The sequence below is a fragment of the Jannaschia seohaensis genome (assembly GCF_900116765.1).
Classification (GTDB): Bacteria; Pseudomonadota; Alphaproteobacteria; order Rhodobacterales; family Rhodobacteraceae; genus Jannaschia; species Jannaschia seohaensis.
In genome coordinates this window covers 384,387-405,031 of the sequence record NZ_UETC01000003.1, presented here as the reverse complement: position 1 = coordinate 405,031, position 20,645 = coordinate 384,387, and the positions used below count along the sequence as shown (strand labels likewise).

At 66.5% G+C, this 20,645-nt stretch carries 26 protein-coding genes; 9 read left to right on the top strand and 17 right to left on the bottom strand.

Annotated features, from left to right (window positions below):
* Positions 1 to 17 precede the first annotated feature (17 nt).
* The 5 genes from DTQ71_RS09870 to DTQ71_RS09850 are packed head-to-tail and all read right to left on the bottom strand — an operon-like array spanning position 18 to position 2,610.
* Positions 18 to 902 carry an MBL fold metallo-hydrolase gene (locus DTQ71_RS09870; RefSeq protein WP_109564123.1) on the bottom strand — a complete coding sequence of 295 codons (885 nt, stop codon included), beginning with the start codon at positions 900 to 902 and terminating at the stop codon, positions 18 to 20.
* Between the two features lie 33 nt (positions 903 to 935).
* Entirely contained in the window at positions 936 to 1,529 is a 594-nt protein-coding gene (locus DTQ71_RS09865; protein WP_245947378.1) for a hypothetical protein, read from the bottom strand.
* On the bottom strand, positions 1,526 to 1,957 hold the full coding sequence (locus tag DTQ71_RS09860) for a DUF6691 family protein (protein WP_109564121.1): 432 nt from the start codon (positions 1,955 to 1,957) through the stop codon (positions 1,526 to 1,528). The genes DTQ71_RS09865 and DTQ71_RS09860 overlap by 4 nt, the downstream gene beginning before the upstream one ends.
* A gap of 4 nt (positions 1,958 to 1,961) precedes the next feature.
* Complete coding sequence (locus DTQ71_RS09855) at positions 1,962 to 2,393, bottom strand: YeeE/YedE family protein (protein ID WP_109564120.1); 432 nt, start codon at positions 2,391 to 2,393, stop codon at positions 1,962 to 1,964.
* Between the two features lies 1 nt (position 2,394).
* On the bottom strand, positions 2,395 to 2,610 hold the full coding sequence (locus tag DTQ71_RS09850; protein ID WP_109564119.1) for a YgaP family membrane protein: 216 nt from the start codon (positions 2,608 to 2,610) through the stop codon (positions 2,395 to 2,397).
* A gap of 82 nt (positions 2,611 to 2,692) precedes the next feature.
* Between DTQ71_RS09850 and DTQ71_RS09845 the strand changes: the two genes are divergently transcribed.
* Together DTQ71_RS09845 and DTQ71_RS09840 are read left to right on the top strand one after the other, a co-directional pair.
* On the top strand, positions 2,693 to 3,052 hold the full coding sequence (locus DTQ71_RS09845; RefSeq protein WP_109564118.1) for a hypothetical protein: 360 nt from the start codon (positions 2,693 to 2,695) through the stop codon (positions 3,050 to 3,052).
* Positions 3,049 to 3,648: a DedA family protein gene (locus tag DTQ71_RS09840; RefSeq protein ID WP_109564117.1), complete on the top strand. Its 600-nt coding sequence runs from the start codon at positions 3,049 to 3,051 to the stop codon at positions 3,646 to 3,648. Before DTQ71_RS09845 ends, DTQ71_RS09840 begins: the two co-directional genes overlap by 4 nt.
* Here DTQ71_RS09840 and DTQ71_RS09835 read toward each other — a convergent pair.
* The 3 genes from DTQ71_RS09835 to DTQ71_RS09825 all read right to left on the bottom strand — a co-directional run bounded on the left by DTQ71_RS09835 (position 3,622) and on the right by DTQ71_RS09825 (position 5,920).
* On the bottom strand, positions 3,622 to 4,287 hold the full coding sequence (locus DTQ71_RS09835; RefSeq protein ID WP_109564116.1) for a Crp/Fnr family transcriptional regulator: 666 nt from the start codon (positions 4,285 to 4,287) through the stop codon (positions 3,622 to 3,624). The two genes, DTQ71_RS09840 and DTQ71_RS09835, sit on opposite strands and share 27 nt — an antisense overlap.
* Positions 4,284 to 4,754, bottom strand: coding sequence for an Rrf2 family transcriptional regulator (locus DTQ71_RS09830; protein ID WP_109564115.1), 471 nt, complete (start codon positions 4,752 to 4,754; stop codon positions 4,284 to 4,286). The genes DTQ71_RS09835 and DTQ71_RS09830 overlap by 4 nt, the downstream gene beginning before the upstream one ends.
* A gap of 245 nt (positions 4,755 to 4,999) precedes the next feature.
* Positions 5,000 to 5,920, bottom strand: coding sequence for a LysR family transcriptional regulator (locus DTQ71_RS09825; protein ID WP_109564114.1), 921 nt, complete (start codon positions 5,918 to 5,920; stop codon positions 5,000 to 5,002).
* A 159-nt stretch (positions 5,921 to 6,079) separates the two neighbouring features.
* Between DTQ71_RS09825 and DTQ71_RS09820 the strand changes: the two genes are divergently transcribed.
* Positions 6,080 to 6,499 (top strand): DoxX family protein, encoded by a 420-nt coding sequence (locus tag DTQ71_RS09820; RefSeq protein ID WP_109564113.1) that lies wholly within the window; start codon positions 6,080 to 6,082, stop codon positions 6,497 to 6,499.
* Positions 6,500 to 6,635: 136 nt separating this feature from the next.
* On the opposite strand, the gene DTQ71_RS09815 is transcribed toward DTQ71_RS09820, so the two are convergent.
* On the bottom strand, positions 6,636 to 7,529 hold the full coding sequence (locus DTQ71_RS09815; RefSeq protein WP_109564112.1) for a LysR family transcriptional regulator: 894 nt from the start codon (positions 7,527 to 7,529) through the stop codon (positions 6,636 to 6,638).
* A 115-nt stretch (positions 7,530 to 7,644) separates the two neighbouring features.
* On the opposite strand from DTQ71_RS09815, the gene cuyA reads away from it, so the two are divergent.
* From cuyA to DTQ71_RS09790, 5 genes are all read left to right on the top strand, one after another.
* A complete protein-coding gene (cuyA, locus tag DTQ71_RS09810; protein WP_109564111.1) occupies positions 7,645 to 8,724 on the top strand; it encodes a D-cysteate sulfo-lyase in 1,080 nt (359 codons plus the stop codon).
* Positions 8,725 to 8,750: 26 nt separating this feature from the next.
* Entirely contained in the window at positions 8,751 to 9,710 is a 960-nt protein-coding gene (locus DTQ71_RS09805) for an ABC transporter substrate-binding protein (RefSeq protein WP_109564110.1), read from the top strand.
* A 68-nt stretch (positions 9,711 to 9,778) separates the two neighbouring features.
* A complete protein-coding gene (locus DTQ71_RS09800; RefSeq protein WP_109564109.1) occupies positions 9,779 to 10,831 on the top strand; it encodes a quaternary amine ABC transporter ATP-binding protein in 1,053 nt (350 codons plus the stop codon).
* Complete coding sequence (locus tag DTQ71_RS09795; RefSeq protein ID WP_109564108.1) at positions 10,828 to 12,387, top strand: ABC transporter permease; 1,560 nt, start codon at positions 10,828 to 10,830, stop codon at positions 12,385 to 12,387. Before DTQ71_RS09800 ends, DTQ71_RS09795 begins: the two co-directional genes overlap by 4 nt.
* Positions 12,384 to 13,103 carry an alpha/beta fold hydrolase gene (locus tag DTQ71_RS09790; RefSeq protein ID WP_109564107.1) on the top strand — a complete coding sequence of 240 codons (720 nt, stop codon included), beginning with the start codon at positions 12,384 to 12,386 and terminating at the stop codon, positions 13,101 to 13,103. The genes DTQ71_RS09795 and DTQ71_RS09790 overlap by 4 nt, the downstream gene beginning before the upstream one ends.
* Position 13,104: 1 nt before the next feature.
* On the opposite strand, the gene DTQ71_RS09785 is transcribed toward DTQ71_RS09790, so the two are convergent.
* From DTQ71_RS09785 to DTQ71_RS09775, 3 genes are read right to left on the bottom strand one after another with little or no spacing between them, the layout of a single operon-like run.
* Positions 13,105 to 13,566, bottom strand: a complete 462-nt coding sequence (locus DTQ71_RS09785) for a CoA-binding protein (RefSeq protein WP_109564106.1) — start codon at positions 13,564 to 13,566, stop codon at positions 13,105 to 13,107.
* On the bottom strand, positions 13,567 to 13,935 hold the full coding sequence (locus DTQ71_RS09780; RefSeq protein WP_109564105.1) for a 2Fe-2S iron-sulfur cluster-binding protein: 369 nt from the start codon (positions 13,933 to 13,935) through the stop codon (positions 13,567 to 13,569).
* On the bottom strand, positions 13,932 to 15,305 hold the full coding sequence (locus tag DTQ71_RS09775; protein ID WP_425452097.1) for a selenium-binding family protein: 1,374 nt from the start codon (positions 15,303 to 15,305) through the stop codon (positions 13,932 to 13,934). Before DTQ71_RS09775 ends, DTQ71_RS09780 begins: the two co-directional genes overlap by 4 nt.
* A gap of 148 nt (positions 15,306 to 15,453) precedes the next feature.
* Between DTQ71_RS09775 and DTQ71_RS09770 the strand changes: the two genes are divergently transcribed.
* Entirely contained in the window at positions 15,454 to 15,759 is a 306-nt protein-coding gene (locus DTQ71_RS09770; protein ID WP_109564104.1) for a hypothetical protein, read from the top strand.
* A 17-nt stretch (positions 15,760 to 15,776) separates the two neighbouring features.
* Here DTQ71_RS09770 and DTQ71_RS09765 read toward each other — a convergent pair whose 3' ends face one another.
* The 5 genes from DTQ71_RS09765 to DTQ71_RS09750 form a co-directional block, all read right to left on the bottom strand.
* On the bottom strand, positions 15,777 to 16,247 hold the full coding sequence (locus DTQ71_RS09765; protein WP_109564103.1) for a DUF2059 domain-containing protein: 471 nt from the start codon (positions 16,245 to 16,247) through the stop codon (positions 15,777 to 15,779).
* Between the two features lie 94 nt (positions 16,248 to 16,341).
* The gene (locus DTQ71_RS23470; protein ID WP_170125386.1) at positions 16,342 to 16,479 is read right to left on the bottom strand and encodes a hypothetical protein; all 138 of its coding nucleotides are present in this window, start codon (positions 16,477 to 16,479) and stop codon (positions 16,342 to 16,344) included.
* A 3-nt stretch (positions 16,480 to 16,482) separates the two neighbouring features.
* Positions 16,483 to 17,202: an alanyl-tRNA editing protein gene (locus DTQ71_RS09760; protein ID WP_109564102.1), complete on the bottom strand. Its 720-nt coding sequence runs from the start codon at positions 17,200 to 17,202 to the stop codon at positions 16,483 to 16,485.
* The gene (locus DTQ71_RS09755; RefSeq protein ID WP_109564101.1) at positions 17,199 to 19,607 is read right to left on the bottom strand and encodes a mechanosensitive ion channel family protein; all 2,409 of its coding nucleotides are present in this window, start codon (positions 19,605 to 19,607) and stop codon (positions 17,199 to 17,201) included. Before DTQ71_RS09755 ends, DTQ71_RS09760 begins: the two co-directional genes overlap by 4 nt.
* Complete coding sequence (locus DTQ71_RS09750) at positions 19,604 to 20,635, bottom strand: cysteine synthase A (RefSeq protein WP_109564100.1); 1,032 nt, start codon at positions 20,633 to 20,635, stop codon at positions 19,604 to 19,606. Before DTQ71_RS09750 ends, DTQ71_RS09755 begins: the two co-directional genes overlap by 4 nt.
* Positions 20,636 to 20,645 lie beyond the last annotated feature (10 nt).

Sequence of the window (20,645 nt, the reverse complement as noted above, 5' to 3'; positions counted from 1 at the left end):
GTGCCGGCGCTCTCGTGTCAGAGGCCGTTCACCGGAACCTTGAGCATCTGCCGCCCGTCCTTGTCGGTCGGGATCTCGCCTGCGCGCATGTTCACCTGAAGCGACGGGATGATCAGTCTCGGCATGGCCAGCGTCGCGTCGCGCTCGGTGCGGAACTTGACGAATTCTTCCTTGGTCTTGCCGCCGCCTACATGGATGTTGTGCGCCTTCTCTTCGCCCACCGTGGTCTCCCACTGGATGTCGCGACCGTTCGGGCCGTAATCGTGGCACATGAAGAGCCGCATCTCGTCAGGCAGCGCCAACACCTTCTGAATGCTGTCGTAGAGCGTCGCGGCATCGCCACCGGGGAAATCGGCACGGGCCGAGCCGCCATCGGGCATGAAGAGCGTATCGCCCACGAAGGCCGCATCGCCCATCACATGCACCATGCAGGCCGGCGTATGGCCAGGCGTGTACATGGCGAAGGCGGTCATATTGCCGACCTGATAGGTGTCGCCATCCTCGAACAGAGCGTCGAACTGGCTGCCGTCGCGCTGGAATTCGGTGCCTTCGTTGAAGATCTTGCCGAACGTGTCCTGCACGATCAGGATCTTCGATCCGATGCCGATCTTGCCGCCCAGCTTTTCCTGGATGTAGGGCGCGGCGCTCAGATGGTCGGCGTGGACATGCGTCTCGATGATCCATTCGAGCTTCAGCCCCCGGGCCTCCACCTGGCGGATCAGCTCGTCGGCGTGATCGTAGGTGATGCGGCCGGCGGCGTAGTCGATATCCATCACGGAATCGATGATGGCGCAGGCGTTCGAGCTGGGATCCTTGACGATGTAGCTGATCGTGTTCGTGGCTTCGTCGAAGAAAGCCTGAACATCGGGTTTGACGTCCATGTTGACGGGATAGGTGGTCATCGAAAAATCTCCTCTCAGATATTGGATCGCCCGTCAGTGACGGCGCTGCTGTTGCATCATCATGTCGTGAACCGCGGCCATGCCGCGGTCGGCCATGTCGGTCACTTCGGCCGCGTGAACCTGAAGCGCCTCGACCATCACGGGATTGTCCGACGTTTGTATCACAACGAGACCTTCGTCGGTCACTTCAACCTCGGAGCGGATTTCGTCGCCGCGCAGGAAGAAGACGTCGAGCGTCGGGCTCTGGATGAAGATCTTCGGATCGTCCTTGCGCCCGACCCGGTCGATCATGCCGACGGCATGGCTCACGAGCACATCCATCACCTCGGGGTCCGAGGAGCGCGTCACCGTGCGAATGCCGTTCGGCAGGTTCTCGACCTCGCGGGTGATGGTGTCGAAGTTGCGGAACATGACCGCCAGTTCGGCGCTCTCCTGCTGCGTGGCGTTTTCGCCCCGCAAGCCGGGCATGTTGGTCTCGTCATGCATCCCGAAGCCGTGTCCGTGGACAAAACCGTGGCCGGAGCCATGGGCAGGACCGTGCATGCCCTGAGCGAGGCTGAGACCGGCAAGCCCTGCAACGCCCAAGGTCGTCGCGAAGGCGGCCGCGTAGAGCAATCTCCTGGTCATGACGTCGACCCCTTGGGCGTGACCGTGAGCAGAACGCGGCGCAGGAAGAAGCCAACGACGACCGCAATGAGGAACAGCACGACTTCCCAACGGCCGGTGCCGAGCGCCGGGATCGCAGCACCGGGGCAGAAGCCCGCGATGCCCCAACCCACGCCGAAAAGCGCGGAGCCGCCGATGAGCTTGGCGTCCAGATCGGTGGAGGTCGGCAGCTGGAAGCGACCGCCAAAAAGCGGAGCCTCGCGGCGCCAGGCCAGCCGGTAGCCGACGAAGGTCACCACCAGGGCGCCGCCCATCACGAAAGCGAGGCTGGGATCCCAGGTGCCGGCGAGATCGAAGAAGTTCAGGACCTTGGCCGGGTCCATCATGCCGGAAATCGCGATACCGGTGCCGAACACGAGCCCGGTCAGGAGAGCGAATACCAATTTCATATCGTTACCCTCCGAAAACGTGACGGATCAGGAAGACCGTGATCGCAGCCGTCGCCATGAAGGTCGGCACTGCGACAAGCGAGCGGATGGACAGGCGCGACAGACCGCAGACCCCATGGCCCGAGGTGCAGCCGGAGCCGAGGCTGGCGCCGAGCCCGACGATGACACCGCCGATCACGATCATTGCCGGGCTGACCGGCACGTTGAGAGTCGGCATCGCGCCAGTCACCACGTAGATCAGGCCCGGTGCCAGAACCATGCCGAGGATCAGAGCGAGCCGCCATGCGAGTTCCTCGCGGTTCTCCACAAAGACCGTGCCGGACAGGATGCCGGTCGCACCGAAGATGCGTCCAAGGCCCAGCATCAACAGAACAGCGCCAAGCCCGATCAGCAGACCGCCACCGAACGACGTCAAAGGAGTGAAAGCCGTCTCCATCTCAGCACTCCCGGCAGGTCTTGAAGCCGAACAGGCTGTAGAGCGGGCAGGTCCGGAGCGCCGACGTCGCCAGCATGACGCCCCCTATGGCCGCCGCGCCATATTTGGCGAGCGATCCCTCGAATAGCGGCAGGCCGCTGACCAGCGCCAGGTAGAGCAGCCCCAGCCCCAAGGCCGCGCGGAGAATGCGGTCGATGGTTCCTATATTCTTCGTCATGGTGTCCTCCGTTTCCTCCGAGTCGGAAAGTTAACCATGAGGTATAAGTTCCGATCGCGCAGGTCAGTGATAATGTCACCCAATGAGCAAGAAAGCCGATGAGGCAGGCGTCCCGACGCACAGGACATATCGGCGGCTGTTATGGGCGCTTCTGATCGCGTCGGTGCTCGGCACCGCCCTTTTCGCTGTCCGCGGCATCGTCCAGCTTGTCTATTGGTCAGACCCCGCGCATCAGGATCAGGCGCTTGAGCCGTGGATGCCGGTCGGCTTCGTGGCGAGATCCTACGGTGTCGAGCGCGAGGCGCTCGCCGCGTCGCTCGGCCTTGACCCAGAGGCGAACAGAGGGCTGTCGCTGAAAGAGCTCGCCAAGATGCGCGGCCAGACCTTCGAAGAAACCAGCCGTGAGGTCGAGGCCGCCATCCAGGACATCCGGTCGCGATGACCGAATTGCTGCTGGATGCCCTGCCGACCTACGGGTTGCCCGCGCTCTTTGCGGCCATCGTCCTCGCATGCCTTGGCCTCCCCCTGCCCGCCTCGATGCTTCTTCTGCTGTCAGGCGCCTTTGTCGCGTCCGGCGATCTGCCTCTGGTGGCAACCGTGCTGACCGCGTTCGCATCGGCGGTGATCGGCGATAATGTCGGCTTTCTTCTGGGACGATACGCGTCGACATTTCTCGCCGGTCACACGGAAGCGACGGAGAAGGTTGGGCGTTATCTCCAGGAGCGCGGCACCTGGGCCATTTTCCTCAGTCGATGGCTGGTCGCGCCCCTGGGTCCGGCCGTCAACCTCGCGGCGGGGGCCGGTGCAACCTCCTGGCGCCGGTTCCTCCTGCCCGAACTGGCCGGAGAGGTCGTCTGGGTCGGCCTCTACATCTCGCTCGGTGCGGCCTTTGGGCACGCGCTGGCGATGATTTCCGACGCGCTCTCCACCCTCATCGGGTTGGCAACGTCGCTCACGCTGATGGCCGTCGCGCTCAAGCTGCTGTGGCGCCGCGGAACCAAGGACCGACCGTCAATCGGACTCAGCAAGGGCCCTTAGCTTGGGTTTGTCCAGAACCGCGATCCGTCCGCGCGACTGAGCGACCAGCCCCCGCTTCTGAAAATCGTTCAGAACCCTGGAGATGACTTCGCGCGCGGTCCCCAGCTCGCTGGCGATTTGCTGATGGGTCGCGGCGATTTCCTTGTCCCCGCCGGCGAGCGCGAGAAGCCGGTCGGCGAGCCGCACGTCGATCCGGCCGAAAGCGACATCGTCGACCACGCGCAACAGATCGATAAGGCGCCGGGAATAGGCCGCGAAGACGAAGTTCCGGAAGGCCAGCTCATCCGCCACGAGCGCGTCGAAGGCCAATTTCGGCAGCATGACGATCTTGATATCCGTCTCGGCAATGCCCTCCGCGTTATAGGCCTCCTCGGCCAGCATGCAGGCCGTGGTCAGAACGCAGCTCTCCCCGGCATCGACCCGGTAGAGGACGATTTCCCGTCCGTTTTCCGAGGATTGAGAGACCCGGATCGTGCCCTCGACGAGGAACAGAAGGCTGTCAGGTACATTGCTGGGACCGAAGACCTGATGCCCCTTGGGATAGGTTCGGACCTGTGCGACCTGCAACAGCCGATCCCGCACCTGGCGCGGCAGCGCTCGGGTCCCTTGAAACCGATCGGTCCAATCCTCGCCGCTCATCGGGCCAGCCGCATCGGAGCCACGATGCCCTCTTCGATCGGCGCGATCCGCGCCAGAAGCTCCCCCCGGTTCGCGGCGATATCGGCCAGCGTCAGATCATCGAGCACCGCCATGAACGCGTTGGTCGCCGCTTTCAGCGCCCGCGACAGCTTGCAGATGCCGATCAGCGGGCAGGTGTTCCGCTCGGGATTGAAGCACTCGACGATATCGAGCGGCCCCTCTGTCAATCGAACCACGTCACCGATCACGATGTCCTCCGCCGGTCTCGCGAGCCGAAAGCCGCCGCCCCTGCCGCGCACGGTTTCGAGATAGCCGGCGCGCCCAAGCTCGTGAACGATCTTGACGATATGCGGCCGCGCCAACCCGTGCACGCGCACAACGTCATCGACGCGGATCAACTCGGGCGCCTTGAGAGCCGCCAGCTGCAGCGAACGCAGCGCGAAATTGGAATAGGATGTCAGCTTCATACGGGCCTCCAGAGAATTCCTCTATCCCGCGTATAAGTTTTCCGCAACAAGGGGGATCTGGTCACTGCCGCGCGCAAGGGCAAGGGATGGCGCCTCGATCAGCCCTCGGAAATTGCGCCTGCCGTCAACTCTGCATCCCGCCCGCAGCCGACAGAACCAGCGACACGTTCGCCCCGCGAGACGGATCCAAAGGTTGCGAGAAAAGCCACGCCCCTCTCAACGCCCTTCTCAACGCCATCCCGAACTCAGGCGCGCCCCCGCTCCGCGCGCTGTCGCCAGGGCGGGAGCTTGAAGCGCGCGGCCAGCATGTCCAGCGCGGCACGCGTGCGCGCCGGAAGGCGCGGCGCGTCGCCATAGACGACATGGATGCCCCGGATGCCGGAGGGAAAGCCGGAGAGAACCCGCTCCAGCCGGCCGGCCGCGATGTCGGGCCCGACGATGTAGTCCGGGCACAGGCACAGCCCGTCCCCGCGCAGCGCCGACAGCCGGACGGCGGCCGCGCTGTTGACCCGCATCCGCGCCGTCACCGGGACCGCGCGGACCTGTCCGGCGATCTCGAACGGCCATGTCGGCCCGCCGCGGATATTCGCGTCGCGGATGCAGACATGGTCCCGCAGGCCGTCCGGATGCGCGGGCCGCCCCGCCCGCGCGAAATAGTCCGGCGACCCGACGACGATCAGCGCGGTCTCCCCGATCCGCCGGGCGCGGAGCGCGGAATCCTCCAAGGCGCCGATCCGCAAAGCCAAGTCGAACCCTTCGGCCGCGAGATCCACGAAGCGGTCGTTCAACTGCAAATCGATCGACAGCGCGGGATGTTCCGCCGCGAAATCGGAGAGCACATCGTGGAGATACAGCTCCCCGAACGCGACAGGCGCGGCGATGCGCAGCGTCCCGCTCAACCCCTGCTCTTCGGCGCGGGTCTCGGCCAGCAACTCGTCGAAATCCGCCAGCAGCGCCACCGCTCGGGGATAGACGCGCTCGCCGGACCGGGTGAGGCCCAACGACCGCGTCGTGCGGCTCAGCAACCGGGTGCCGAGCACCGTTTCGAGCTGACCCACATATTTGCTGACGAGCTTCTTGGAGATACCCAGCCGATCCGCCGCGGCCGTGAACGACCCGGCTTCGACAGCGGCGACGAATGTGCGGAGCCCTTCGATCCGATCCATGGATTTGGAACATATCCGCGAAAATCATTCGCCACTAGCGATATTTTTCGAACCAATCCGATGCGCCAAATGCGGGTCATCGACGGGACGGCCCGTGGATCGGGCACGAGGCCCGGTTCGACCGCCCGCGCCAATGACAGACCCCAAGGACCTCGACCCATGATCGATACCCGTACCGCGCCTTATGCGGCCCTCGCGCTCCGCGTCATCACCGGCGGCCTCTTTCTCGCCCACGGCCTGCTGAAAGTGTTCGTCTTCACCCTCCCGGGCACCGTCGCCTTCTTCGAAAGCCTCGGCCTGCCCGCTCTGCTCGCCTATGCGACGATCTTCGCCGAGATCTTCGGCGGCCTCGCGCTGATCGCCGGGGTCTATACCCGCGCGGTGGCTCTGGCGCTGATCCCGGTGCTGCTGGGCGCGACCTGGGCGCATGCGGGCTATGGCTGGCTCTTCAGCAACGAAGGCGGCGGCTGGGAATTCCCGCTGTTCTGGACGGTCGTGCAGGGCGCGGTCGCGGCGATGGGCCCGGGCGCCTATGCGCTGCTGCCCGAGGGGCGTCCGGGCCAGGCCGTCGCTGCCTGAAGCGCTTAACCCACCTCCAGACATCGGCCCCGGCCCGTGCAGCCTGCCCCGATCGGGCAGGCTGCCGCGCGCGTTTTGCGTCCCGGCCCGCGCCGGCCTTATCCGCGACGCGCCCGCGTCTCCCGCGTGGGGAGGATCAAGGTGCACCGCCGGTTCGGTCCTCGCCCATCCACAAGGACAGCAGCGCCGTCACCGTGTCCGAGCCGGAATCCGCATAGACCGCCGTCTCCAACGGCTCCGATCCGAACCTGTCGGCCAGCGAGACGAGCGCGCCGCGCGCCAGGTCGCGGCGGACCATGCTGCTCGGCAGCCAGGCCACGCCGATCCCGGCCAGCACCATCTCCCGGATTCCTGCCGAGAAGGCCGTCTCGCAGACCACCGAGCCGGCCTGCGCGGCGGTGCCATAGCGCCGCTCCCGCCGGGACAGCACCGCGCCGAAATAGCTCTCCTGCGGATAGACGATGGCAGGCAGGTCGTCGACATGCGGCGCATCGCGCAGCGCGCCCCCGACCACGGGGATCAGACCGTCCGTGCCATATTGCACCCGCCGCACGCCGGAACCGAAGCGCAGCGGCGCGGCATTGGCCGCTTCATGGCACAGGAGCATCTCGACATCGCCGCGCAGGAGCCGATTCACACAGTCGTCTAGATTCCCCGCGCGCACCCGTAGACGCAGCCCCGGAAAGGCCCGGCGCGCGCGATCCGCCATGTCGGGGAGCTGCGAGACGAGCGCGGCATGCTGGGCCGCGATCCGCAGAGTGGTCGCGTTCGGATCATGATGCACGATCCTTAGGCGTAGCTCCGATATTTGTGAGACCAGAGCCCGGATCTCCGCCTCGTTCGCCGCCAAGGCCGGGTCGATCTCGATCCGATTGGGGCCCCGACCGAGGATCGGCCGACCGAGCCAGTCCTCGAAACCTCTGATACGGCGGGAAAACGCGGGCTGCGTCACGTTCCGTCGCTCTGCGGCACGCGTTAGATTCCGCTCTTCCAGGAGGGTGAGGACGTCGTCCAGCCAGTTCGTTTCCATGTCCGATTCTCGCGTTGCCCATACCAATTGTATGGGCAGCCGTAGAAATCGGCACTTTGAATCCGCTCTGTCACGCGGGACGTCTTGGCACAGTTGCGGACCGGGGGGAGAGACCATGGCAGTGATGGATCATTTGGAACGAGAAACGACACCGGGATCGAAAGCGCGGGCCGCGCTGGCCGACGCGCTCGGCCGAGCGCCGCGGGTGAAGCTGGGGCATCTACCAACCCCGTTGGAGCCGATGGACCGGCTGTCCCAGGCGCTGGGCGGCCCCCGCCTTTGGGTCAAGCGGGACGACTGCACCGGGCTCTCCTCGGGCGGCAACAAGACCCGCAAGCTGGAATATCTGATGGCCGAGGCGCTCTCGCAGAAGGCCGACACGATCATCACCCAGGGCGCGACGCAATCGAACCACGCACGCCAAACCGCCGCCGCGGCCGCCAAACTGGGGATGGAGTGCCATATCCTGCTGGAGGACCGGACCGGCGCGACCGATCCCGACTACACGCTCAACGGCAATGTCCTGCTGGACCGGCTGCACGGGGCGACGGTGTCCAAGCGCCCCGGCGGCGCGGACATGGCCGCCGAAATGACCGATCTGGCGGAAAAGCTGACGGCCGAGGGGAAGACGCCCTACGTCATCCCCGGTGGCGGATCGAACCCGGTGGGCGCGCTGGGCTACGTCAACTGCGCGCTCGAATTGACCGACCAGGCCGCCGCGATGGACCTGAAAATCGACGCTCTGGTCCACGCCACCGGCAGTTCCGGCACCCAGGCCGGGCTCGTCGCCGGGCTCGCCGCGCTTGAGAGCGACATTCACCTGCTGGGCATCGGCGTCCGTGCGCCGCAGGAAAAGCAGGAGCAGATGGTCTTCGACCTGGCCCAGCGGACGGCAAGTCATCTGGGCCTGGGCACCGAGATCGCGCGCGAGACCGTCCGCGCCAATTGCGACTATGTCGGCCAGGGCTACGGCATCCCGACCGACGGCATGGTCGCCGCGCTCAAGATGCTGGCGCGGACCGAGGGGTTGCTCTTCGACCCGGTCTATTCGGGCAAAGGGCTCGACGGGCTGATCGACCAGATCGGCAAGGGATATTTCGACGGCATGGAGAATGTCGTCTTCCTGCACACCGGCGGCAGCGCCGCCCTATTCGGATACCCGGAGGCGTTCGACCTCCCGGGATACGTCGCGTGAAGAACGAAAAGAGGGAGAGACCCAAGATGACGTTCAAGACGAAGCTGCTGGCCGCCACGCTGCTGGCCACGACCGCCGCGCCCGCCTGGGCGGAAGAAGTCAAGATCGGTGTGCCCTCCTGGACCGGGGCGCAGGCCATCGCCCATGTGCTGGGCGAGATCGTCACCTCGCGCATCGGCGGCGAGGTCGAGTATGTGCCCGGCAACAACGCCACCATCTTCCAGGCGATGGACCAGGGCGAAGGCGATATCGACGTCCACCCCGACGTCTGGCTGCCCAACCAGGAGGCCTTCACCAACGAATATGTCGACGGCAAGGGGACCGTCACGCTGTCGTCGAACCCCTATCAGGGCAACCAGGGCTTCTGCGTGAGCCAGGACTTCGCCGCCGCGATGGACATCACCGACATCGCCGATCTGGGCCGCCCGGACGTGGCCGCGGCCATGGATAGCGACGGCAACGGTCTGGGCGAGATGTGGATCGGCGCGCCGGGCTGGGCCTCGGCCAACGTGAACGAGGTCAAGGTCCGCGACTACGGTCTGCTCGACTTCATCGAGCCGATCCGCGCCGAAGAGGCGGTCAAGACCGCGCGCATCAAGGACAGCATCGCCAAGGGCGAGGGCTATGCGTTCTACTGCTACGAGCCGCACGCCGTCTGGTTCATGTTCGACGTCGTGATGCTGACCGAGCCGGCCTACGACCCCGAAAAATACGTGATGTATCAGCCCTCCGACGATCCGGACTGGTATGAGAACTCGATGGTCGCCAGTAAGGACGCGCTCAAGGACGTGCAGATCGCTTGGTCCAACAGCCTCGTCGAGCGCTCGCCCGCCATCGCGGAATTCTTCCAGAACTTCGCGCTGGACGCCTCGGACGTGAGTTCCCTGGCCTTCGAGATCAGCGCCAATGGCCGCGACCCGTCCGAGGTGGCCGCCGAATGGGTCGCCGCGAATTCCGACCGCGTCGACGCGATGCTGGGTCTCTGATCCATCCCGCCGCGCCCGGGGCCTGTCCCGGGCGTGGCCCTGCCAGACCTCGCCGGAAAGGGACCCGCATGTCGGACCGCGTCATCGACGTCACCAATGTCTGGAAGATCTTCGGCGCCCGCCCCGAAGAGGCGCTTGCCGCCATCCGCGAGCGTGGCCTGGGCAAAGCCGAAGTGCTTGCCGAATTCAATGCCGTGGTCGGCGTCGCCGATGTCAGCCTCTCGGTCGACCGGGGCGAGATCTTCTGCATCATGGGCCTGTCGGGCAGCGGCAAGTCCACCCTCGTGCGCCATTTCAACCGGTTGCTGGAACCCACCGCGGGCAAGATCGAGATCGAGGGGACGGATGTCACCGCCCTGAGCGCAGGCGCCTTGCGAAAATTCCGCAACCGCAAGATCGGGATGGTGTTTCAGAACTTCGCGCTGATGCCGCACCGGTCGGTGCTGGACAATGTCGCAATGCCGCTGGAGATCCGCGAGGTTCCCAAGAACGAGCGAATGCGCCAGGCCGCAGCCATCCTCGACATCGTGGAGTTGGGGCCCTGGGCCTCCAAATTCGCCCACGAACTCTCGGGCGGCATGCAGCAGCGCGTCGGCCTCGCCCGCGCCCTCGCTGCCAACCCGGACGTGCTGCTGATGGACGAGCCCTTCTCGGCCCTCGACCCGCTGATCCGGCGGCAATTGCAGGACGAGTTCATCCGGCTCTCCAAGATCCTGAAGAAAACCACGATCTTCATCACCCACGACCTCGACGAGGCCGTCCGCATCGGCGACCGTATCGCCATCATGCGCGACGGCCGGATGGTCCAGACCGGCACCGCCGAGGATATCGTAATGCACCCGGCCGACGACTACGTGGCCGATTTCGTCGCGGGCATTTCGCGGCTGAAAGTCGTCCATGCCCATGCCGTGATGCGACCGCTGGACGAATACACCGCCAAGCACGGCCCCCTCCCCGCCGACCTGCCGCAGGTGGACGAGGGCGAGACACTGAGCCGCCTCATTACCCTGGCCATCGACGACGACCGCCCCGTCCTGGTCCAGGAGGGTGGCGAGACGCGCGGCATCATCACCCGGGCCGACCTGCTTCGGACGGTCATCGAAGGGACGGAGGTCTCATGAAGGACGACAGCGCCATCGACGACGACGGGGTGAACCCGCTCGAAGACACCGAAAGCGCGGCGGCCGTGGCCTATGCCGATGAACGGCGCGACAATATCCGCGAATTCGTCGAGACCAGCCCGGATTACTACATCCGCAATTTCGAGCGGGTCGGTGCATCGGCCCGCTTCACGCCCACCTTCAACGCCGCCGCGGGCCTCATGGGGCCGGTCTGGTTCGGGGCACGGGGGCTCTGGTCCTGGGCCTTGCCCTTTCTGATCCTCGAAGTCCTCGCCCTGGTCCAGATCGCGCGCGGTCTGTTCGGCGACCTCGCCGCCGACGCCATGGCCCGGATCGAGAGCATCGAGGGCACGCTGGAATTGCGCCGCCAGCAGCTTCAAGCGGCCATCGACAGCGGCTCGGATCGGGTGGAGGCCTTCCAGCGGACGGTGGAGTCGCTCGAGGCCAATATCGACGGCATCCGCGCCGAGGCGGAAGCCATCGCCGCCGGCGGCCCGGCCATCGCGCTGGGTGGCTTGATCCTGCTCCTTGCCGTCAAGGCGGTGCAGGCCGTGGTGGCGAACTGGGCGCTGGAGGCGCGGTTCTCCGAATGGCTGTCCGACCGCTCGGTGCGCTCCGGGATGCCCCGCCAACAGGTCGCCTTCTCGGCGATCTTCATGGCGCTCATCGTGCTGGTCTCGATGGTCCATTACAGCTTTCCGGGCCGCTTCGCCGTGCTGTCGGACTTCCCGACCCCGCCGGAAATCCGGCTCACCGCGATTGCCTGGGTCGAAGCCTTCTTCAACTGGGCGGTGCTGAACGGCGAGGCGCTGTTCGACGCGATCACGGCGGGCATCCGCATGGTGCTCGACGCGCTGGAACTGGTCTTCGTCGCCACGCCCTGGATCGTGGTGGCCGCTCTGATCGTGCTGCTGACATGGCTGACCGCCGGGCTGCGGATGGCGATCTATTCGGGCGCGTTCCTGGCCTATATGGGCTTCCTCGGCTTCTGGGAGAAGGCGATGACCACGCTCGCCCTCCTGGGCACGGCGGCCTGCCTGTCGATCGTCATCGGCATCCCTCTGGGCATGTTCGCCGCCCGCCGCCCGCGCTTCTATAAGGCGATCCAGCCGATCATGGACTTCATGCAGACGATGCCCGCCTTCGTCTTCATGATCCCGGTCATCGCCTTCTTCGGCACCGGCAAGCCCGCCGCCGTGGTGGTTACGATGATCTTCGGCGGCACGCCCGTGGTGCGCCTGACGGTGCTGGGCCTGCGCGGCGTGCCGGCGGCGGTGCGCGAGGCCGCGATCAGCTTTGGCGCGAGCAAGTGGTATCTGCTGACCAAGGTCGATCTGCCGCTGGCCGCGCCCTCGATCCGGGCCGGGATCAACCAGACGATCATGCTGTCGCTCGCCATGGTGGTGGTCGCCTCTCTGATCGGCGCCAAGGGCCTGGGCGAGGATGTGCTGGAGGCGCTGCAATACGCCAATGTCGGTCAGGGCATCCTGGCGGGTCTGTCGATCCTGTTCTGCGCGATGATCCTAGACCGAATCGTACAGGGTCAGAGATCGTGACGCCGCTCGTCCTGGTCCACGGCTTTCTCGGCGGCGCCGCGCAATGGGCGGGCCAGGTGGGACGGCTGGGCCGGGACACGGTAACGCTGGACCTTCCGGGGTTCGGCGCGCGGGCCGATGAGGCGCCGCTCGACCGGATCGAAGCCTATGCGGACTGGGTCATTGCCGAAATCACCCGCCTGGGCGTCGATCGCTACGACCTGCTGGGCCACTCCATGGGCGGCATGATCGTGCAAGAGGTCGCGCGGCGCGACCGCGCGCGGGTCGGGCGGCTCGTGCTCTATGCGACGGGCGCGCAGGGGCTGCTGCCGGGCCGCTTCGAGACCATCGCCGAGAGCAAGCGCCGCGCCGAAGAGGACGGCGCCGGCCCCACCGCCCGCCGCATCGCTGCCACTTGGTTCCGCGACCGGGAGGCCGCCCCCGCCTACCCCGCCTGCGCCGCCATCGCGGAACAGGCCGGCCTGCCCGCCATCCATGCCGGGCTCGACGCGATGGAGGCTTGGTCGGGCGGCGACCTGCTATCGGAGATCGCCGCGGACACGCTGATCCTCTGGGGGGACCGGGACCGCACCTATCAGTGGCCACAGATCAAGCGGCTCTGGACGGGCATTCCGCGCACCCGCCTTGCCGTCGTCCCCGACGCCGCCCATGCCGTTCACCTGGAGAAGCCGGAGCTGTTCGACGCGCTCCTGCGCGACTTCCTCGGCCCGGGCTGACTCAGATCTTCAAATCGAGCCGCGGCTTCCAGAACGGGCGGAAGAGTTCGATCTTGGGGCAGCGGTCCATCACCACTTTGAGTCCCGCCTCTTCGGCCAGGGCCGCCGCGCGGTCGTCATAGACGCCGATCTGCCCCCAAAGCACCTTGGCCCCGATTGCGATGGCCTGCTCCGCAATGCCGTAGAGCTCCTCCTTGGGGCGGAAGACCTCGACCATGTCCACGGGCCGGTCGATCTCCGCCAGAGAGCGATAGACCTTCAGCCCCCGGATCTCGGTCACGCGCGGGTTGGGATTGACCGGGATCATGTCATAGCCGGTCTCGTGCAGCACCCGCAGCACGCCATAGCTGAACTTGGTCTTGTCCGCGCTGGCCCCGACCATGGCGATGGTCTTCACTTCCCGCAGGATCCCGCTGAGATAGGCTTGGTCGTAGTCGTAGCGATGGGCGATGACGTCGGACATTCACGGCTCCTTCGGGGTAGCGATGTCGGCCTTGAGCTCATGCGGCTCCAGCGGGTCGAGGAAGGGGTTGCGATAAAGCTTGTCGTGGCTTTCGACGCCGATCTCAAGTGTGCAGTCGGTGACGGGCCGCGCGACGCAGAGCAGAACGTAGCCATTGGCGAGCTGCCGGTTGTTGAGCGCCACCTGCCGCCGCTGATCGACCTCTCCCTCGACCAGCTTGGCCGCGCAGGTGATGCAGCCGCCATATTTGCAGCCATAGGGCAGATCAACCCCCTGCGCGCGCAGCGTATCGAGCAGGGGGCGGCGGGCGTCCACGGTATGGACGGCCCCGCCGCAATTGGCGAGCGTGATGCGCCGCGTCTCCGTCACAGCCAGATGTCGCTGGTGCAGTCGCCGCCAGGATAGCGCGTCTCATGGCAACGCGAGGGACCGTTCGGCTCCTTCCCGAAATCGACGATGAAATCCTCGTTGATCTTCATGCCGCCATTCTCGGGATCGCAGTCGATCCTCACCATGACCCCGCCCTTTTGGCGGATCTCGGGGTAGAACTGGTTGTCCCAGGTCGAAAACAGCGAAGTCGTCACATAGAGCCGCCGCCCGTCGAGGCTGAGCTGGAACATCTGCGGCCCACCCGCCACGTCCACGCCGTTCACCTGCGGCGCCTTGCCCAGCAGCCCGCCCATCCAGACCTGCCCCGTGAGCTTGGGGTTATGCGGGTCGCTGATGTCGTATTGGCGCATGTCGCCATGCAGCCAGTTGTTGAGATAGAGATATTTGTCGTCCATCGAGACCAGGATCGCCGACATCACGCCCGGCACCGGGATGGGCCATTCGGGATGCGGCTCGTTCTCGACGTCGATGACCTTCTCCCACTCCCACTTGCCGTCGCCGTTCTTCCAGAAATGGATGACGTTGGAGCTGAGCGCCGCGCCGCAGAAGCCATGGGTGCTGTCGGGGTCGTGCAGAAACTTCACCTCCAGCGGGATCAGCCCGTCCTCGCCGAGATACATCGACTCTACGGGCTCGCGCTTTTCGAAGTTCCAGATATGCAGGCGGCGGCCGTATTTCAGGTGCCCGACCTCCTCCAGATCGAAGCCCGGCATGAAGGTGTTCGGCGCGGCCCATTCGGAGCTGACCATCACGTTGTGGCGGGGCTGATACCAGAAATCGTAGCCGAACGGGATGTCGCCCATCGACGCCTCCCAGCGGCCGACGATCTCGAAATCCTTGTTGAGATGCAGATAGCCGCCGGGCGCCTCGCCCTTGGCGTCGCCCAGGAAGGAGATGATGATCTCGGAGCCCAGGCAATGCACGGTGTGCGGCCCGCTGAGATTGGTCTTGGCCTTGATCTCCGCCCCGTCGATCACCTTGTGCAGACGCGGCGCGCGCGGATCGGTGGCGGTGTCGACGACATGGATGTTGTTGGAGCGCACGCCCGGCACCAGCAGATACTTGCGCGACATGGAGCTGTCGTCGTGACAGGACGAACAGGCGTTCCAGCCCATGTGATGCAGCTCGTCCCCGATGCCGGGCATCTCCAGCCGGTGGATGACCTGGCTATAGGTGGGGCTGTCCGGATCGGCGTCGATCGTCGTGAGATAGTCGGGCTTCTGAATGCCCGTGCCGGTATAGATCGCGATCGTGTAGAGCAGCTTCTCACGCGGTGCGCGGATCGCCTCGGCCGGGCTGGCATAACCCGGCCCGCAACATCCTCCGTCCATGTCGCTCTCCTCCCGCATGAGCCGTTCTTCTTACGGCTAACGTGACCGGGTCTGTCGGGGAATGAGGGATGCGAAGCAGAACGGCCCGAATGCGACGCCGGGCCCTCCGGTCGACAGACCTGGCCTGTCGGGGCATGATGAGGAGACCACCGCAAAGGGAGCCCTCATGACAGTCCGACCGCTGCCCCTGCTCGCCCTTCCGCTGCTCATGGCCTGCGTCGCGGAGGAGCCTGCCCCCGCGCCCGCCGCCCCCGCGCCGCTGGATCCGGTGCTTGGGCCCATCGCGCTGGCCGAGCAGGGCTGCCTGCGCGCCGTGGCCACGGCCGCCGGGTCCTCCGAGGTGACGGTCATCAATTCGGACTTCTCGGAGGCCGGAACGGTGTTTCAGATCGGCGTGGGGCTCGTGCAAAGCCCCTGGCGCTGCATCGGCTATTCAGATGGCAGCACCACGGATGTGCGCCCTCTGGCCTGAGGGCGCGCAGGACGGGGTTACTCTTCCGCCTGGAGAATGGACACGACCTCCGGCACGAGCGTCTGCTGCATCTCGGTCAGGCGCGGGCCCATCCGGGCCAGAAAGTCCGCCATCATCGGCTGCATCTTGGCCATTACCGAGGCGCCGGCTTCGGTCTCGTAGAAGGCGATCAGCGCCTCCAGCTCCGGCGCGTCGAATGTCGCGGAGGAGCTTTCGACCATGGCCCGCTCCAATTCCGGGCGCATCTCGTTCATGGCCTCGGCCATCAGTTCGCCGATCTGGGCCTGCTTGGCCTCCGACACCTCGACCGAGGGCGGGATCTGCGACATGAACTGCGTCACCAGCGCCTCGGCGGAGAACATGTTGTCCATCATCGCCTGCACGCCGGGCAGCGCGACATAGGTCCGGGCCAGCGTCTCGGTGTCTTGCGCGGCGGCGGGGGCGGTCAGCGCTAGGCAGAGCGCGCCGGCCAGAAAATGAGTCTTCATCTCGTCCTCTCGATCAGGATCAGGAGTTCCCCCCAGGTCTACGCGCCGAGCCACTCGGACGAAAGGGGGCCCGCTCTTCCGCCCGACTCGGGCGTCATCGCTCGCTGTCGTCCTTCTTCCAGGGGCGCGTCCACATCTCGCGCAGCGCGCGGGGGAGCGTCACCAGGCCGATCCCGGCCAGCGCCAGCACAATCCAGCCGAAAGGCCCGAGGGAGGCGAAGAACTCCGCCATCGCTCAATCGTCCAGCGTGATCGAGATGCGGCGGTTCTGCTTGCCCTTGTTTTCGAGCTTGCCCACCCGGACCTGCCCGATCTCGGCGGTGGAGCGGACATGGGTGCCGCCACAGGGCTGCAAATCGACGGTCTTGGCCCCGCCGATGCGCACCAGGCGGATCATTCCGGCCCCGCGGGGCGGCTTGACCGACATCGTCTTGACCAGATCCGGGTTGGCGTCCAGCGCCTCCTCGCTGATCATGCGTTCCGATACGGCGTGATCCTCGGCGATCAGCGTGCCGAGCCGGGCCTGGATCACCTCCCGCTCATGGGTGATCTCGGGCATGAGGAAGTCGAGACGGGATTTCTCGGCCCCGATCTGTCCGCCGGTGACCGGCAAGGGCACCACGACCGACAGAAGGTGCAGCGCCGTGTGCATCCGCATAAAACGATGCCGCCGCTCCCAGTCGAGCCGCATCTCGACCCGCGTGCCTTCCCTCGGCATCACGCCCGGCTGGGCCGGGACCAGGACGATGCCGATCCCGTCCGCCGCCTTGACCGTCGAGGCGATCTCGCAGCTCCCCCCGTCCCAGACGAGCTTCCCGCTGTCGCCCGGCTGGCCCCCGCCCTGCGGGTAGAAGATGGAGCGGTCCACCACCAGCCCGCCCTCGGCGGTGCGGGCGACGATCTCGGCGGTGGCGGATTTCAGATAGGCATCGCTGCGAAAGAGGGGCTCGGTCATGGATGGTCCATCTCTGGCGGGTCGGGTCGGTCCGGGATGTCGATGGGCTCGCCGGGCTCCAGCGTCTCCTGCGGGTCGCCCTGCCGGGCGGGGGTGCCTCCGACGGGGCGCGGCGGCGTCCCGCGCAGCGCCTCGGGATTGCGCAGCCAGACATCCCGCTGGGCGAACGGGATCTCGATGCCCTCGGCGGCGAAGCGCTCGGCGATGGCATGGTTGATCTCGGACCGGACGATCACCTTCCACAGCACGTCGCGCAGCACCGCGCGGCAGAGAAAATCGAGACTGTCGGCGCCGAACCCCTCGAAGGTGATGACCGGCGCGGGATTCAGCATCACCATCGGATGGGCTTCGACGATCTCGCGCAGGATGGCCTCGACCTTGCGCGTATCCGTGCCGTAGGCCACGCCGACCGGGATCAGCACGCGCCCCGACATGTCGCCCAGGGTGTTGTTGGTAACGACGCCCGCGATCAGGTCGGCATTGGGAACGATCACGTCCTGGCGGTCGAATGTCTCGATCCGGGTGGAGCGAACCGAGATCTCGCGGACGAAGCCCTCGATCCCGCCCACGGCCACCCAGTCACCCAGCTTGATCGGTCGTTCGATCAGCAGGATGATCCCCGAGACGAAGTTCTGCACGATGTTCTGCAGGCCGAAGCCCAGGCCGACCGAGAGCGCGCCCGCGACGATGGCCAGCCCCGACAGGTCGATCCCCGCCATGGTGACCGCCAACAGGGCGGCAACGGTGATGCCGATATAGCTGGTCCCGGACAGGATCGCGTTGGTCCCGCCCACATCCAGCTTGGTCTTGGGCAGCACGCTGGTGCGCAGCACGCCGCGCACCAGCCGGGTCGCGAGGAAGCCCAGGGCGAAGACCGCGGCGAAGGTCAGCAGGTTCGCGGGCGACAAGGTAAAGGCGCCGATCGAGAAGCCGTCCAGGAAGGTCCGCCACCACTCCGTCAGGGTGTGCCAGCGCACCCCCCAGATGAGCGCAAAGGCCGGGACCGCGGCGACCGCCAGCAGGAAGGCCACCAGCGTCGGCGCCAGCGCATCGCGCGCCATCTCCGTCCGTCGGGTGATCGCGGCATAGAAATCGAAAACGACGTTCTGCAACACCCCGATCAGCACCAGCAGGCCGAGCGACAGGACCGTGGGCCAGACTATCGCCGTCCCGAGATTGACGAAGCCCACGGCGATCAGGGCCGGGCCGACCACGCCGACGACCAGAAGGGCGCGCCCGAGCATCCTCAGGACCTGCGCCCAGATCCCGGCTTCGCCCTCGTCCCTGGCGGAACGCCCTTCCGACAGCAAGAGTTGCCCGAGACGGAGCAGCGTAAGACCGGTCACGAGGGTGATCGCGAAGTGCAGCACCCCCCGCGCGTCCATCACCGCCGCATCCGTGTCGGCGACCGCCTGCACGGCGAGCCCAAGGGCAAAAGTCACGCCGAGGGTCAGGGCGTGCAAGCGCCCCTCGCGCCGCCGGGCCTCGCCCACGGGCAATAGCGAGGGCGTATCGGGTCGCGGCGGAAAGGCTTGGCCGCCCAGCCAGTTGGCCGCCAGAACGATGCCGCCCATCACCGGAACCAGGATCACGATCAGGTCGATCAGGGGACCCTCGGCCCCGGCCACGACAAGGCTCCGCGTCAGGGCGACCAGCCCCACCACCGGCAAGAGCAGGCGCACGACCGACACGCCCAAAAGGCCCAGGCGCGCCAGCGGTGACGTCGCCTCGATCGGCGTCAGACGATCGCGGGCCGCGTTCAGCCAGCGCCCGGAGCGCAAGATGAGCAGCGCCGCAACGACCAGCAAAAGCCCGATACGCAACCCTTCATCGGTCAGCGACGCCCGCCCGCCCTTCGACAGAAAGGGGGCGGTGACTTGCACCGAGAGATCGGAAAACCAGCCGCTGACCGCCAGGAGCGCGGGCGGCCAGGCAACCGGGTTGATCGGCAGCGCGTCCTGGCGGAAGAGCGCCTCGGACCGCATCTGCTCGATCCGCTCGTCGGTCTCGTCGATCAGCCCGTTGGCGGCGTTATAGGCGGCCTCGGCGGCGCGCTGCGGAACCAAAAGCTCGTCCAGGCGGCGGCGCAGATCGGCGCGCAGGTCCGCGACCTCGGCCGGTTCGCTCTCCCCCTCGACCGGGACGGGGCCCAGCGCCTCGATCTCGCCGCGCAGGGTGGCGATCCGGCCCGCATTCGCCCCGCGCGCCTCATCGAACCGGGCGCGCCAGCCGTCCAAGGTGTCGCGCAGCGTGTTGAGCGCCTCTTCCGAGGCGATGGGCGACTGGAGCACCGCCGTCGCCCGCTGCTGCACACCGGTCCATTCCGGTGGGATCGCCCCGTCCTCCGCGGCGAGCGGCAGAGCCGTCGCGACGACGAGCAGAAGCGCGGCGAGAAGCCGGATCATCCCAAGAAGACCGATGGGATCTCACGGCGGGACCCGTCCAGCCAGGCGGGCACGGGCAGGTTCTTGGTGCGCAGGAAGGCCGGGTTCCAGACCTTGGACTGATAGCGCGTGCCGTAATCGCACAGGATCGTCACGATCGTGTGCCCCGGCCCCATCTCGCGCGCCATCTTGACCGCGCCGGCCATGTTGATCGCCGTCGAGCCACCCATGCAGAGCCCTTCATGGGCGAGCAGGTCGAAGATCAGAGGCAGCGCCTCCTCATCGGTGGCCTGGGCCACGAAATCGGGGGCATAGCCTTCGAGGTTGGCGGTGATGCGCCCCTGCCCGATCCCTTCGGAGATGGAGCCGCCCTCGGAGGCCAACTCCCCCCGCGTGTAGAAATTATAGAGCGCGGAGCCCAGCGGATCGACGATCCCGCATTTCACGCCCTTGGGCTGGAGCGCGGCCGCCACCCCCGCCGCCGTCCCGCCCGAGCCCACGGCGCAGACGAAGCCGTCGACCTTGCCGTCGGTCTGCTCCCAGATCTCGGGGCCGGTGGTCTCGATATGGGCCTGGCGGTTGGCCACGTTGTCGAACTGGTTCGCCCAGACGGCGCCGGCCTCATCGACCTCGTTCAGCTTTTCGGCAAGGCGGCCCGAATAGCGGACGTAATTGTCGGGATCGCGATAGGGCTTGGCGGGCACCTGGATCAGCTCCGCCCCCGCGAGGCGCAGCATCTCCTTCTTTTCCTCCGATTGGGTCTCGGGGATCACGATGACCGAGCGGAACCCCATCGAGGCGCCGACCAGCGTCAGCCCGATGCCGGTATTGCCCGCGGTGCCCTCCACGATGGTGCCGCCCGGCCGCAACGCCCCGCGCGCGACCGCATCGCGGATCATGAAGAGCGCCGCACGGTCCTTGACCGACTGCCCGGGGTTCATGAACTCGGCCTTGCCGTAGATCTCGCAACCCGTCGCCTCGGAAATGGCGTTGAGCCGGATCAGAGGCGTGTTGCCGACAGCCTCGGCCAGGTTGGAATGGACATGCATGGCGGGCCTC

Coding starts and splice junctions, on each gene's coding strand:
- DTQ71_RS09870 (WP_109564123.1), bottom strand. CDS start 902: ATGACCACCTATCCCGTCAACATGGACGTCAAACCCGATGTTCAGGCT.
- DTQ71_RS09865 (WP_245947378.1), bottom strand. CDS start 1,529: ATGACCAGGAGATTGCTCTACGCGGCCGCCTTCGCGACGACCTTGGGC.
- DTQ71_RS09860 (WP_109564121.1), bottom strand. CDS start 1,957: ATGAAATTGGTATTCGCTCTCCTGACCGGGCTCGTGTTCGGCACCGGT.
- DTQ71_RS09855 (WP_109564120.1), bottom strand. CDS start 2,393: ATGGAGACGGCTTTCACTCCTTTGACGTCGTTCGGTGGCGGTCTGCTG.
- DTQ71_RS09850 (WP_109564119.1), bottom strand. CDS start 2,610: ATGACGAAGAATATAGGAACCATCGACCGCATTCTCCGCGCGGCCTTG.
- DTQ71_RS09845 (WP_109564118.1), top strand. CDS start 2,693: ATGAGCAAGAAAGCCGATGAGGCAGGCGTCCCGACGCACAGGACATAT.
- DTQ71_RS09840 (WP_109564117.1), top strand. CDS start 3,049: ATGACCGAATTGCTGCTGGATGCCCTGCCGACCTACGGGTTGCCCGCG.
- DTQ71_RS09835 (WP_109564116.1), bottom strand. CDS start 4,287: ATGAGCGGCGAGGATTGGACCGATCGGTTTCAAGGGACCCGAGCGCTG.
- DTQ71_RS09830 (WP_109564115.1), bottom strand. CDS start 4,754: ATGAAGCTGACATCCTATTCCAATTTCGCGCTGCGTTCGCTGCAGCTG.
- DTQ71_RS09825 (WP_109564114.1), bottom strand. CDS start 5,920: ATGGATCGGATCGAAGGGCTCCGCACATTCGTCGCCGCTGTCGAAGCC.
- DTQ71_RS09820 (WP_109564113.1), top strand. CDS start 6,080: ATGATCGATACCCGTACCGCGCCTTATGCGGCCCTCGCGCTCCGCGTC.
- DTQ71_RS09815 (WP_109564112.1), bottom strand. CDS start 7,529: ATGGAAACGAACTGGCTGGACGACGTCCTCACCCTCCTGGAAGAGCGG.
- cuyA (WP_109564111.1), top strand. CDS start 7,645: ATGGCAGTGATGGATCATTTGGAACGAGAAACGACACCGGGATCGAAA.
- DTQ71_RS09805 (WP_109564110.1), top strand. CDS start 8,751: ATGACGTTCAAGACGAAGCTGCTGGCCGCCACGCTGCTGGCCACGACC.
- DTQ71_RS09800 (WP_109564109.1), top strand. CDS start 9,779: ATGTCGGACCGCGTCATCGACGTCACCAATGTCTGGAAGATCTTCGGC.
- DTQ71_RS09795 (WP_109564108.1), top strand. CDS start 10,828: ATGAAGGACGACAGCGCCATCGACGACGACGGGGTGAACCCGCTCGAA.
- DTQ71_RS09785 (WP_109564106.1), bottom strand. CDS start 13,566: ATGTCCGACGTCATCGCCCATCGCTACGACTACGACCAAGCCTATCTC.
- DTQ71_RS09775 (WP_425452097.1), bottom strand. CDS start 15,305: ATGCGGGAGGAGAGCGACATGGACGGAGGATGTTGCGGGCCGGGTTAT.
- DTQ71_RS09770 (WP_109564104.1), top strand. CDS start 15,454: ATGACAGTCCGACCGCTGCCCCTGCTCGCCCTTCCGCTGCTCATGGCC.
- DTQ71_RS09765 (WP_109564103.1), bottom strand. CDS start 16,247: ATGAAGACTCATTTTCTGGCCGGCGCGCTCTGCCTAGCGCTGACCGCC.
- DTQ71_RS23470 (WP_170125386.1), bottom strand. CDS start 16,479: ATGGCGGAGTTCTTCGCCTCCCTCGGGCCTTTCGGCTGGATTGTGCTG.
- DTQ71_RS09760 (WP_109564102.1), bottom strand. CDS start 17,202: ATGACCGAGCCCCTCTTTCGCAGCGATGCCTATCTGAAATCCGCCACC.
- DTQ71_RS09755 (WP_109564101.1), bottom strand. CDS start 19,607: ATGATCCGGCTTCTCGCCGCGCTTCTGCTCGTCGTCGCGACGGCTCTG.
- DTQ71_RS09750 (WP_109564100.1), bottom strand. CDS start 20,635: ATGCATGTCCATTCCAACCTGGCCGAGGCTGTCGGCAACACGCCTCTG.